Genomic DNA, 13,043 nt, shown 5'->3' on the forward strand with positions numbered 1-13,043 from the left:
GCCCTGGATGGGCCCGTCGCCGCCTGCTCGTCTCACCCTGTCGGGATTGATTGGCCGATGAAGCTTTCCGAGACCCTCAAACCTGCAGGCGCTGCGGTGTTCATCATCGCCCTCCTGGTCGGCTACTACCTGTTCGAGCATCGGTCCCATCCGGTGCCGGAGGAGCCGCGGATGCAGGCGCTTGTGGTCGTCGCCAAGGCCGTCAACGCCTGCTTCTCCGACCTGGTGCGGGTGACCGGCTTCGTGGTGCCGCGGCGCGAGGCGGTGGTCGGGGTCGACCAGGAAGGCTCCAGGGTCACCGACCTGCTGGTGAAGGAAGGCGACACGGTCACCGAGAACCAGGAACTTGCGCGTCTGACGCCGCCGCCACCCCAGCCGGGCGTGCCGGCCGCCGCAGCGGGCAAGCCAGTGTCGCTGCGCGCCCCGGCCGCCGGCGTCGTCACGGAGGTCAAGACGATCGTCGGTGCGCCGGCCTCGCCGCAGGCCGGTCCGATGTTCCGCATCGCCATCAACAACGAGCTCGAGCTCGATGCCGAGGTGCCGAGCGTAAATCTGCTCAAGCTCAATCCGGGCGCCACGGTGCGCATCAGCCGCGACGACGCGCCCGACATCGGCGGCCGGGTTCGACAGGTCTCGCCGCAGATCGATCGCAACACCCAGCTTGGCCATGTCAGGATCTCGCTGACCAGCAGCGCGCAGCTCAAGGTCGGCATGTTCGCGCGCGCCAGCATCGATGCCAAGCGCAGCTGCGGCGTCGCGATCCCCAATACCGCGATCGATCACCTGACGATCCAGGTCGTGAAAGGCAACATCATCGAGACGCGCAGGGTCAGGGTCGGGCTGGTCTCGGACACCTCGACCGAAATCCTGGAGGGCCTCGACGTCGATGAGATCGTCGTGGCCGACGCCGGCAGCTCGCTGCATGATGGCGACCAGATCAGGGCCATGTTCGCCGAAGACATCGATCGCACGCGGGTACGCTGATGGCATTGAATATCTCGGCATGGTCGATCCGGAACCCGCTGCCGTCGGTCGTGTTCTCGATCATCCTTCTGATCCTGGGCTGGATCAGCTTCACCAAGCTCGCCGTGACGCGACTGCCCAACGCCGATATCCCGGTGATCTCGGTCGCGGTGTCCCAATTCGGTGCCGCGCCGGCGGAGCTCGAATCGCAAGTCGCCAAGACCATCGAGGACGGCGTCTCCGGTGTGGAAGGCGTGCGCCATATCTCGTCCACGATCACCGACGGCCTGTCGGTGACCACGATCCAGTTTGCCCTGGAAACCAATACCGACCGCGCACTCAATGACGTCAAGGACGCGGTGACGCGGGTGCGCGCCGAACTGCCGCAGAACGTCACCGAACCCTTGATCTCGCGCGTCGACAAGATCGGCCTACCGATCGTCACCTATGCGGCGATCTCGCCGGGCAAGACGCCGGAGCAGCTGTCCTTCTTCGTCGACGACGTGGTCAAGCGCGCCCTGCAGGGCGTGCGCGGCGTCAGCCAGGTCGAGCGCATCGGCGGTGTCGAGCGCGAGATCCTGGTCTCGCTCGATCCGGACCGGCTGCAGGCGATGGGGCTGACTGCTGTCAATGTCAGCCAGAGCCTTCGCGGCACCAATGTCGACCTCGCGGGCGGCCGCGCCGAGATCGGCAAGAACGACCAGGCGATCCGCACGCTGGCCGGCGCCAAGACGCTGAACGAGCTTGCCGGCACCATGATTCCGCTGTTCGGCGGCGGCGAGGTCCGGCTCGACGATCTCGGCACCGTCACCGACACCATCGCCGACCGGCACACTTTCGCGCGCTTCAACGGCGAGCCGGTGGTGGCGCTCGGCATCAAGCGCGCCAAGGGCGCAAGCGACGTCGTGGTCGCGGCCGCGGTGCAGAAGCGCATCGATGCACTCAAAGCCGCCTATCCCGATGTCGACCTGAAGCTGATCGACACCTCCGTCGATTTCACCAAGGGCAATTACGAGGCAGCGATCTCGACCCTGTTCGAGGGTGCGATCCTCGCCGTCGTCATCGTGCTATTGTTCCTGCGCGACATCAGGGCCACCGTGATTGCGGCCATCTCGCTGCCACTGTCGATCTTCCCCGCCTTCTGGGCGATGGATCTGCTCGGCTTCTCGCTGAACCTGGTCTCGTTCCTCGCCATCACGCTGTCGACCGGCATCCTTGTCGACGACGCGATCGTCGAGATCGAGAATATCGTCCGTCACATGCGGATGGGCAAGACGCCCTATCGTGCCGCGCTCGAGGCCGCCGACGAGATCGGGCTCGCGGTGATCGCGATCAGCCTCACCATCATCGCGATCTTCACGCCTGCAAGCTTCATGTCCGGCATCGCCGGACAGTTCTTCAAACAGTTCGGCATCACCGTATCGGTGCAGGTGTTCTTCTCGCTGCTTGCTGCGCGATTCGTCACGCCGATGCTGGCGGCCTATTTCCTCAAGCATCAAGCCCATGACGAGCCACCGCCGGGCCGCATCCTGCGCGGCTATCATCGCGTCGTCGGCTGGTCGGTGAAGCACCATTATGTCACGGTGGCGATCGGCCTCGTGATCTTCGCCGCCTCGGTCTGGAGTATCAAGCTGCTGCCGGAGGGCTTCCTGCCGGCGCAGGACACTGCGCGGTCGCTGATGGCGCTGGAACTGCCGCCGGGCTCGCAGCTCGCCTACACCGAAAAGGTCACCGAGGACATCGTCGCTCGCCTGCGCAAGCGCCCCGAAGTGCGCAGCGTGTTCGTCGACGGCGGCCGTTCGCCATCCGGCGTCATGGAAGTGCGCCGAGCCTCGCTGATCATCAACTACACGCCAAAGACCGAGCGCAGGGTCACCCAGCGCGAGCTCGAGCACGAGATCAGCGAGGAGCTCGGGAATGTGCCGGACATTCGCTTCTGGTTCCAGGACGAGAACGGCCTGCGCGCGATCTCGCTGATCGTGACCGGTTCGGACAGCAACATCGTCGACAATGTCGCAAGCGAGCTGGCGTTGCAGATGAAGCGGATTCCGATCATCGCCAACGTGATCGCGGAAACCTCGCTCGACCGGCCGGAGCTGCGCATCCAGCCGCGCGCCGATCTCGCCGCGCGTCTCGGCGTGTCGACCGAGAGCCTGTCGCAGACGATCCGCGTCGCCACCATCGGCGATGTCGGCCCGGCGCTGGCGAAGTTCGACGCCGGCGACCGGCTGGTCCCGATCCGGGTGCAGCTCGAGGACGCGGCGCGTGCCAACGTGAAGACGTTGGAGCAGCTGCGGGTGCCGCTCGGTGCGCACGGCGAGAAGGGCGGTGTGCCGCTGTCGGTTGTCGCCGACGTCAAGCTCGATCAGGGGCCGACCAGCATCAACCGCTATGACCGCGAACGCCAGGCGACCGTCACCGCTGACCTTGTCGGCTTTGCCGCGCTCGGCGACGCCACCAGGCAGATCTATCAGCTGCCGGTCATGAAGACCCTGCCGAAGGTCGTGAGGGTCAATCCGTCCGGCGATGCCGAAAGCCTCAATGAGCTGTCGGAAGGCTTCGTCACCGCGATGACGTCGGGTCTGATGATGGTCTATGCGGTGCTGGTGCTGCTGTTCGGCACGTTCCTGCAGCCGATCACCATCCTGTTCTCGCTGCCGCTGTCGATCGGCGGCGCCATCGCGGCACTGCTGCTGACCGGCAAGCAGCTCACCATTCCCGTCTCGATCGGCATCCTGATGCTGATGGGCATCGTCACCAAGAATGCGATCATGCTGGTCGAGTTCGCGATCGAAGCGATCCGTGCCGGCAAGCCGCGCGACGAGGCGATGATCGACGCCGGCATGAAGCGGGCGCGCCCGATCGTGATGACGACGATCGCGATGGTTGCCGGCATGGTGCCGAGTGCGCTTGCCGTCGGCGCCGGCGGCGAATTCCGCTCGCCGATGGCGCTTGCCGTGATCGGCGGCCTGTTGTTCTCGACGGTCCTGTCGCTCGTGTTCGTGCCGGCGATGTTCATGGTGATGGATGACGTCGGCTCGTTGTTCCAGCGCGCGGGCAGGCGACTGATCGTCTCCTCCGCCGCTCACGACGCGGCGGCGCAGGAGCAGTCCAAGAGCGACGGGCAGCACAAGCCACCATCGGTCATGTCGCCGGCGGCTGAGTAGCCATCCGGAACACCGGATGCGCCGACCAGTCGCCATCATCGATCAGCCGATGCGCGGGAACGTCTGAACCGGCGTCGTGCATCTGCTTGAGGTGGCGCGCGAGAAAGATCGGGAGCTGCGGGTCGGCATCGCCAAGGATGGAGTGCCGGCCGGTCTCGATCGCGACGCGCCCGGTCACGCCGCTGCCAGCGAACACGTCGAGCACCGTCGATCCCGGATAGGACAGCGCGCGGACGATGCGCTCGATCAGCTCGCGCGGCTTCTGGGTCGGGTGGCCGACGCGCTCCCGCGCATTGCCGTTGAGCCGGGCGATCTTCCAGACATTGGTCGGGTTGATGCCCTTGTCGAGGCTCAGAGGGTTGAGGCGCTTGTCGCGCTTGTAGGCGGCGAGCGTGGCCGGATCGAGGGGTGTCCTGACAGCGTCGAGATCGAAGTAATATCTCGGCGTTCTGGCGAACCAGGCGATCTCCTCGTGGCGATTGGCGAAGAAGCGCTGCGCGCTCATGCCGTTCGGGTAGTGCCAGATGATGAGGTTGGCGAGCAGCATCCGGCTGTTGGCACGCATCCAGGCCAGCAGGCTGAGCAAGTCGCCGCCGCCAGCCTCGGCCTGGTATTGCAGGCCGCCGAACAGCACGAGATTGCCTGATGGAGCCAGCACGCGCTCGATCTCGCCAAGCCAGCGGCCGGCCCAATCGACATAGTCGTCGAGCGTGTCCCAGCCGGCGACATTGATGTTGTAGGGTGGATCGCAGATCACGAGCTGGATCGTGCCGGACGGAATCCTGCGCAGCGTCTCGAGGCAATCGCCGGTCGCGACGACGTGGGACGTGATATCGGCGCCGGGGCCGATCGCGCGTGCGGAGGCATGGAGCCGTCCCAGTTTGCGCAGCCGGTTCATGCCGATATGGCCGGCATTGCGATGCGACCTGTTCGGCATCTTCCACCGCGATCAAGGTCCGCCGCAACTCTATTCGGCCGCCCGATGCCGTCAACCGCAACGTGTGAAGCGCGGCGCAATATCTCAGTTCACGGCGGGCCGGGTGCGGCGCTTGGCACTGAATTCCTCGGCGATGCTGCGGCTCGGCGACGGCCTTTCCGGCTGTTCCAGCTGCGGCGGGACAAGCAGCGCGATGAAGCCCTGCGTTGCGCCGGGCTCGCCGAGCAGGCCGGACTGCAGCACGAAATCGGACCTGACGACGTTGGGCTCCCCGGCCACCGCGCGCTCCATCGCCGTTATGCAAGGGACATCGGTGTCGTAGCAGAGCGCGGTCCAGCCTTGCACGCTCCGGCCTCCATCGGGCTGCGGCTGTACATGCGCTGTGAGCAGGCGTGGGTCGTAGACGGGATGATCGGGACTGTAGAAGGCCGCCGCGAAAGCGAGCCCCTCGTCGCCGCCGACCGCCGGAAGTGGCGTATCCGACAGCGCGTGCCAGCGGCGCGTGAGTTCGGCAATCGCGCCCTGATAGAAGTTGCGGCCCTCGCTGAGCGGGTGAGTGTTGCGGTAGAGCGCGTGCACGGGTGCTGCCACGCCGGCCGCCAGCATCGCGATACCAATGACCGTTGCTGCGAGATTGACCGTCAGGACCCGCGGCACCGGATAGTTTGCGCCGCAGACGATGACGATCACGAACAGGAAAATGCCCTGCAATCCCCAGAGCGGCGGCATGTCCGTTCCCAGCACCGCTGCCGTGAGCGCCGGCAGGACCACCGTGCCGATGCCAATCGTCGAGAGCAGCTTCATGCCGGATGGCATCGCGCTGACGTCGCGGCTGAAATTGGTGAGGACGCGGCGGCCCGCCATCCGAAGCCAGATCAGGCCGGGCACCGCGACGATGCCGGCGATCGCCAGCACGAAGCCGCCTGCTTCGCGCACAGCCGGGCCGAGCGCCTTGCCGGAATGGTGCTCCATCGCATAGGCAAACGGCTGCGCTCCGGTGGTTGCCAGCCAGTGGATGTGCGGCGCGAGGGCCAATAGGCCGGTCGCTGCTGCGATCCAGGGTGCGCGCGAGGTGAAATAGGCGCGCCGCTCGGGATGGCAGATTGCCGCAACGGCAAAGCCGCCGATCAGAAATATCGAGTAATACTTGCCCAGCATCGCAAGCGCCGCGGTCGCGCCGGCGACCGCCGCCCAGCCGACCGTCCGCGTCTGGAACGAGCGGAGGAAGCAGAAGGTCGCAAGCGGCCAGGTCGCGAGTAGTACCGCATTGGCATTGAAGCGCTGCGCATGCATCTGATAGATCGGCAGCAGCATCAACAGCAGCATCACGATCAGTCGCTTGTCACCGCGGACAAATTGTCGCGCGATGAGGTCGATGATCAGGAGCGCGATCGCAGCGTTGGTCAGCGCCAGCAGGTCGAACGACCAGTTGGTGAGCGGAAACAGCGAGCTCCAGAGGCGCGCGATCCAACCCATCAGCGGCGGATGCTTGGACGAGCCCCAATCGAAGCTGCGGCCGAGCGTCCAGGTTTCCAGCACGTCCTGATGCAGATCTCCGCCGGCATAGGCGATGCTGAGGTAAGCCATCCACACCGCGACAAAGCCAGCGATCAGGAGTGGAATGGCCCAGCCTTCCTCGACGCCTTCTATCAAGAGCAGCAAGGGTCTTTGCCACGACCAGCTCGACGTGGACGACCACATCGATGATGCTTTGGCCCGCCCAATCGCAACAGACAACGCAACACACATCGAACCAGGTACTCACATGACTGGCAGGGCACACGAACTCTCTGCTCGCGCGCGGGTCACACGCGAACAGACTGGTCGTCACCACCGCCGAATTGCCTATTTAGATTCGTTAAAAACTGTTCATGTCGCAAATTGTGAGGAGTGGTGACCTAAATGCGATCATGTTTGGCCGTGTAGACATCAAACGAAGCAGGTAGCATGTTTCGCGTCACGCCAGCGACTCGGAAAAGCCGATTTTCAGCTGTGCCGCAGTGTTGCCGTCATCCTGCGCAGCCTGCTGAGTTGTCTGACGCAATCACGCTGATGTCGCGAGGCGACGGTACGTGAGCACGGTGCGGCGGGACGTCAGCGAGCGCGGCACCAAGGTGGAAAAATCGCGACGCGCCGATGAGCTCAGTCGTTGCGCGCGATCGCGTTGAGGCGCGTCATGTTCTGCAGCAGGATGCGGCCGCGCTGCAGATCCAGAATGCCGTCCTTGCGCCAGGTCTGCAGCTGCCGGTTGACGCTCTCGCGGGCGGCGCCGACGAAGATGCCGAGCTGCTCCTGCGAGATGTGGACCTCGGAGCCGAAATCCTCGGCCAATGCGCACAGCCGTCGCGCCAGCCGGATCGGCAGCGGCTGCAGGACGGATTCCTCCATGCGCTCGCTCTGCCAGCGGATGCGCTGGCACAGCAGCTGAATGAGCTTGATCGCCACCTTCGGTTCGCGCTCGAGGAACTGCAGGAAGTCTTCGCGCCGGAGCACGAACAGTTCGGTCGCTTCGCCGGCCGTCGCATCCGCCGTGCGCTCCTGGCCATCGAGCACCGCAACTTCACCGAACAGATCGCCGGGGCCCATGAAGTTCAGTGTCAACCGGCTGCCGTCGGTGGCGCCGGTCTCGATGCGGATCTGGCCGCGGCGCACACCGAACAGCGCGTTGCCGGGATCGCCCTTCTGGAACAGCGTCTCGCCTGCGGAGAGATTTTGCGTGTGACACAGATTGGACAGACGCTGCAGCTCGTCGGAACCAAGGTCCGCGAACATCGGGTTCATCTTCAAAATGACCGCAAATTCGGCCTGCTTGCTCATCATTATGCCTTTGAAAATAGGCGCGCCGCGGCGCGCGGCCGGGTGGTTCCAGGATCCTCAGAATGAAAGCAACGTTCTGACTTCTCTGGCCAGCACCTCGGTCGTCATATCGCAGGTCGGCCTGCGACCGGCGGGCGAGATGCTGGGAAAGCCCCAGTTACAGAAATCGATCCGGCGGAAGTGTGTCATAAGTCACATAACCGTGCCGGCCTGCTGATTATTTTCCGGCGCTCTGGAGCAGGCTGTCGTTTGCGGAATACACTCCCCACCTTTCAGAGGATGGCGTTCCGGCCGGACAGAACAGTGCGTGCAGCCGCTCGCGCGATCGGACTATCGATATGAAGGCATTGAAAATCGCGAGTGCTGCGATCGCGATCGTGGTGATCATCCTGGCGCTGCCCTTGCTGTTCGGTCTGCCGATCGGATTCTTCACCTCTGCGATCCAGGACCGCGTCGAGCGCGAAACCGGGTATCGGCTGAGCGTTGCCGGCTCGGCCAGCCTCGACCTGTGGCCGTCGCCTCGCGCCGTCCTGACCGATGTCACACTGCAGGATCCCGGGGATCGGGACGGGACCAGCCGGCTGACAATCAGCCGGGTCAAGGCAGATGTGAGCCTATCGACCCTGTGGTCAGGGCGCCCCGAGATTGGTGAGCTCATCGTGGAGAAGCCCACGCTGCATCTGCCGCTGCTCCGTGAGCGGTTCCGTGACATTCCGCCGCGAAGCAATACGGCCGCGAAGAGCGGCGATGACAGCCCGGTACTGATCGATCGTCTGGTCGTCACGGATGGCGCCGTCATCTTGTCCAATCCGCGCGACCGCGTGGAGGAACGAATCGATGGCATCGACGCCAAGGCGGTGCGGTCGGCCGACAACAAGATTGCGATCACCGGCATCGCGCGCGCCGCGGCACATTCCGTCACATTCGATGCCAAGGCCGATGTGTCTTCGCCGCCTGCGGAGCGCAAGGCGGTCCCGGTGGATTTCAACCTCGATATGCCGGGCATGCTGCGCACGCCGCTGTCGGGTCATGCCGAGCTGCGGCGCAGCGGCAAGGTCGTGATGATCAACAGTCTCAGCGGGATGCTCGATGGCGGCGCCTTCAATGGTTGGGCGTCGGTCGAAATTGCCAGCAAGCCACTGGTGAAGCTCGATCTCGATTTCCAGCGGCTGGAGCTCGGATCAAGCGATGCTGTCGCGACGAGCGGCTCGCAGGGCTGGAGCACAACACCGATCGATCTCATAGGACTGAACTATCTCGATGCAAAGGTGAAGCTCTCGGCCTCAGAGCTGAAGGCATCGGGCGCCCACCTCGGGCCGGCTACGGTAGAGGCTTCGCTCGCCGGTGGCGTGCTCAAGGCGACGATCGTCAATCTGGGTGCCTATGACGGCCAGGCCAGTGGCGAGATCGTAATCGATGCCACGAGCGGCAATCCGACCTACGCGATGCATGGCGATCTCGCCGGCGTGCGCGCGCTGCCGCTGCTGCAGAACCTCGCAGATTTCGACAAGCTCGATGCCAGGATGCAAGCCAAGCTGGCGCTGCGCTCCAGCGGCGCCAGCCAGCAGGCGATCATGTCGAATGTGAGCGGTTCGGCGTTCCTGATCTTCACCGATGGCGCCATTCGCGGCATCAACATCGCGCAGATGATCCGCTCGCTGACGTCGAACCCGCTCTCGGGCTGGCAGCAATCGCAGGAGCTGTCGACCGATCTCAGCCAGCTCTCGGCCTCCTTCCAGGTCGACCGCGGCCAGGCGACGACATCCGATCTCAATCTGATCGGCCCGCTGGTCAAGGTGACCGGCGGAGGCACGATCGATCTCGCCAATAAGGCATTGGCGTTGCGGGTCGAGCCGAAGCTCGTGTTGACCACCGAGGGACAGGGCCGTACCTCCGATCCGGTCGGGCTCGGCATTCCCGTCGTCGTCGATGGCCCCTGGGCACAGCCGCGCTTCTATCCCGATATGGCCGGCATCCTCGACGATCCAGACGCCGCCTATGCCAGGCTGAAGCAGATGGGGCAGGGGCTGTTCGGCAGGGATGGCGCCGGGCTGGACAGGCTGATCAACGGCATCGGTGGGCTGATCGGCCGTGCGACGTCGAATGGAGCGGCATCACCCGATCCCGGGACGCCGACGAGACCGGGAACATCGCCCGACCTGCTCGGCGGCCAGCTCGGCGCGGCCATCGGCGATCTGATCCAGCAGGGGCTGCAGCAGCAGGGCACGAAAGGGCGGGACCGCGCGCCGCCGCCGTCATCGCCATCCGACCCGACCAGTCCGGCTCCGCAAGGATCGATCCAGCCTCCTGCGCAGGACGCCCCGCAGGACAGCGCGCCGATGAATGACGTGCTGAAGCGGCTGTTCAATCGGTAGCATGTGACCGGATCGCCTGCCGGTCGGGGCTGATGATCGTCCTCCGAATGGAGGATGGCGCCTGGCCATCGGCTCGCATCTCTCCGCACCGGCCGTTCACCATGCGGCGGCGGTTCGGCTTTTGCACGGCAAATTGTGGTACATTGGCCAGGCAGCCAGGCCAGCGGGGCCAGGCACTTTCAATCGTGCCGATGCGATGAAGACCGGCACCAGGGTGCTGCGGCCGCATCAATGAGGCAGCAGCGGATGCGCATCCATCCTGATCCGGGATGGTCGCGCACGAGGGTTCGGATGAGCGGGGTCGACAACAAAGTCCGGTCGCGACGCTATGGCCTGTTCGCCAAGTATGTCGTGTCGCTGGTCGGGCTCGTGGTGTTCGTGCTCGCGATCAATGGCGTCACCGAGACCTGGATCAGCTATCGCGCCACCAAGGCCAGCCTGACGAGCGCAATGGCGGAAAAGGCCGAGGCGACCGCCAAGCGTATCGATCTGGCCATATCCGATCTGCAGCGCCAGGTCAGCTGGGTGACACGGGCGAGTGCAACCGGGCAGGAGGATCGCCAGGCCGATTATACGCAGCTATTGACGCAGGCGCCCGCCATCACGCAGCTCTATCAGATCGACGGCTTCGGACGCGAGCAGCTCCGGCTGTCGCGCACCTCGATCACCAAATCGGTCGGTACGGAGCTGTTGCATGATCCACGCTTCACGGAGGCGATCACCCGCGGCGCGAGCTTCTCGCCGATCCTGTTCATGGGAGGCCAGCCGACGATGTCGATCGCGGTAGCGCATTCCGGCTTCAATACCGGCGTCACGGTGGCCGATATCGATCTTGGATTTCTCGGCGGCTTCATCGACGACGCCCAGGTCGGCAGGCTCGGCTATGCCTATGTCATCGACCCGCGCGGCCGCGTGCTTGCAAGCTCGGGCGGTGGGCCTGCAGTCGCCAAGGATGTCTCAGCCCTGCCGCAGGTCGCGGCCCTGATCGAGCCAGGCGCGCAGCCGCTGTCCTCAGGCAACGACATTGATGGCCGCAGCGTGCTGACGGCCTCCTCCGTGATCCCGAAGCTCGGCTGGGCCGTCATGTTCGAGCAGCCGACCGCGCACGCGCTGGCGCCGATCCGCGATCAGGTCCTGCGTGGCATGCTGTTGATCGGGCTCGGCCTGATGGTTGCGACGCTCGCCGGTACCGTGCTGGCGCGGCGCATGCTGGTGCCGATCACGGCGCTGCGGGCCGGCGCGCGTCGCCTCGGCACCGGCAATTTCTCTGGCCGCATCGAGGTGAACACCCATGACGAGCTGGAAGAGCTCGCCGAGCAGTTCAACAGCATGGCCAGCCAGATCGCCCAGTCCTATTCGGTGCTGGAGAGCAAGGTCGAGGAGCGCACCCGCGATCTGGCGCGATCGATCAATGAGCTGAAGGTGCTCGAGGAGGTCGGCCGCGCGGTCGCCGCATCGCTCGATCTCAACGCGGTGCTGCCGACCGTGGCGGCGCGCGCGCTGGAGATCACCCATGCCGATGCGGTGCTGATCTATTCCTATGACGCGGCGACACGGCGCTTCAATCTGGTCGAGGCCAGTGGCATCGGCAAGGCGCAGGATGGTGAGCACCGCATTCTCGATGGAGACGCTGGCCGGCTCGGCGAGGCCGTGCGCACCGGCGAGCCGTTTACGATCTCGGAGCTGGGCGAGGCAACGGAGCATCCGTTGCGCGATGTCGCCGTTGCCGCAGGCTTCCATGCCGTGCTGTTCACGCCGCTGATCGATCAGCAGGGCGTGCTCGGTGCGCTGGTGGTGCTGCGGCTCGCCGCGGGCGAATTTCCACCAAACCTGATCGGTCTGATGCGCAGCTTCGCCAGCCACGCCGTGCTGGCGATGCGCAACGCGCGGCTGTTCACCGAAGTCGACAAGAAGGGCCGCGAGCTGGCGCTTGCGCATGCCACCGTGCAGCGGCAGGCCGGCAAGCTGCAGGAGCAGACCGAGCAGCTGCGGCAATGGAACAAGTCGCTGGAGGAGCGGGTCGAGAAGCAGCTCGCCGAGATCGAGCGCATCAGGCGACTGGAGCGCTTCCTGGCGCCGCAGGTCGCTCAGATCATCGCTTCCTCAGAGGGCCAGGATGCACTGCTGCAGAGCCATCGCCGCGAGGTGACGGTGGTGTTCTGCGACCTGCGCGGCTTCACCGCGTTCACCGAGACCACCGAGCCGGAAGAGGCGATGAACGTGCTGCGCGAGTACCACGCCGCGCTCGGGCAGCTCATCTTCCGCTATGAAGGCACGCTCGACCGTTACGCCGGCGATGGCGTGATGATCCTGTTCAACGCACCGATCCAGCTCAAAGACCACACCAAGCGTGCGGTGAAGATGGCGATCGAGATGCGCGAGGTGATCGGCGCGCTTACGGAGCGCTGGCGCAATCGCGGCCATAGCCTTGGGTTCGGCGTCGGCATTGCGGTGGGCTATGCCACGCTCGGCCAAGTCGGCTTCGAGCATCGGCTGGAATATGCCGCCATCGGCAGCGTCACCAATCTGGCCTCGCGGCTGTGCAGCGAGGCCAAGGCCGGACAGATCGTGGTGTCGCGCCGCGTCTATGGCATGGTCGAGTCTCACGTGGATGCGCTGCCGATCGACGATCTGCACCTCAAGGGCTTTAATCATCCGGTGCTGGCCATGGAGATCCTGGACTGGCGTGAGGAAGAGGACGATGTCGCGGAGACGTCCGCGGCTCCGCCGGCGCGGCGCAGGTCGTCGTCGACGTAGTCGCGTGTGGAGTGGCACTTCATTCCG

General features: G+C 65.1%; 7 protein-coding genes. 4 read left to right on the top strand and 3 right to left on the bottom strand.

Annotated elements, in window-relative coordinates; translation table 11 throughout:
* The first annotated feature begins 57 nt into the window (after positions 1-57).
* Entirely contained in the window at positions 58-984 is a 927-nt protein-coding gene (locus P6U24_RS02610) for an efflux RND transporter periplasmic adaptor subunit (protein WP_407157652.1), read from the top strand.
* Positions 984-4,130, top strand: a complete 3,147-nt coding sequence (locus P6U24_RS02615) for an efflux RND transporter permease subunit (protein WP_407157653.1) — start codon at positions 984-986, stop codon at positions 4,128-4,130. The genes P6U24_RS02610 and P6U24_RS02615 overlap by 1 nt, the downstream gene beginning before the upstream one ends.
* On the opposite strand, the gene P6U24_RS02620 is transcribed toward P6U24_RS02615, so the two are convergent.
* The 3 genes from P6U24_RS02620 to P6U24_RS02630 form a co-directional block, all read right to left on the bottom strand.
* The gene (locus tag P6U24_RS02620; RefSeq protein ID WP_407157654.1) at positions 4,108-5,067 is read right to left on the bottom strand and encodes a DNA-methyltransferase; all 960 of its coding nucleotides are present in this window, start codon (positions 5,065-5,067) and stop codon (positions 4,108-4,110) included. The genes P6U24_RS02615 and P6U24_RS02620 overlap by 23 nt on opposite strands.
* 84 nt (positions 5,068-5,151) lie before the next feature.
* Complete coding sequence (locus P6U24_RS02625; protein WP_407157655.1) at positions 5,152-6,729, bottom strand: glycosyltransferase family 39 protein; 1,578 nt, start codon at positions 6,727-6,729, stop codon at positions 5,152-5,154.
* 480 nt (positions 6,730-7,209) lie between these two features.
* Positions 7,210-7,884 carry a Crp/Fnr family transcriptional regulator gene (locus P6U24_RS02630; protein WP_407157656.1) on the bottom strand — a complete coding sequence of 225 codons (675 nt, stop codon included), beginning with the start codon at positions 7,882-7,884 and terminating at the stop codon, positions 7,210-7,212.
* Between the two features lie 338 nt (positions 7,885-8,222).
* Between P6U24_RS02630 and P6U24_RS02635 the strand changes: the two genes are divergently transcribed.
* Positions 8,223-10,259, top strand: coding sequence for an AsmA family protein (locus tag P6U24_RS02635; protein WP_407157657.1), 2,037 nt, complete (start codon positions 8,223-8,225; stop codon positions 10,257-10,259).
* Between the two features lie 291 nt (positions 10,260-10,550).
* Complete coding sequence (locus tag P6U24_RS02640; RefSeq protein WP_407157658.1) at positions 10,551-13,016, top strand: adenylate/guanylate cyclase domain-containing protein; 2,466 nt, start codon at positions 10,551-10,553, stop codon at positions 13,014-13,016.
* Positions 13,017-13,043 lie beyond the last annotated feature (27 nt).

This window comes from Bradyrhizobium sp. STM 3557 (assembly GCF_045571465.1).
GTDB lineage: Bacteria > Pseudomonadota > Alphaproteobacteria > Rhizobiales > Xanthobacteraceae > Bradyrhizobium.

Coding starts and splice junctions, on each gene's coding strand:
- P6U24_RS02620 (WP_407157654.1), bottom strand. CDS start 5,067: ATGCCGAACAGGTCGCATCGCAATGCCGGCCATATCGGCATGAACCGG.
- P6U24_RS02640 (WP_407157658.1), top strand. CDS start 10,551: ATGAGCGGGGTCGACAACAAAGTCCGGTCGCGACGCTATGGCCTGTTC.
- P6U24_RS02610 (WP_407157652.1), top strand. CDS start 58: ATGAAGCTTTCCGAGACCCTCAAACCTGCAGGCGCTGCGGTGTTCATC.
- P6U24_RS02635 (WP_407157657.1), top strand. CDS start 8,223: ATGAAGGCATTGAAAATCGCGAGTGCTGCGATCGCGATCGTGGTGATC.
- P6U24_RS02615 (WP_407157653.1), top strand. CDS start 984: ATGGCATTGAATATCTCGGCATGGTCGATCCGGAACCCGCTGCCGTCG.
- P6U24_RS02630 (WP_407157656.1), bottom strand. CDS start 7,884: ATGAGCAAGCAGGCCGAATTTGCGGTCATTTTGAAGATGAACCCGATG.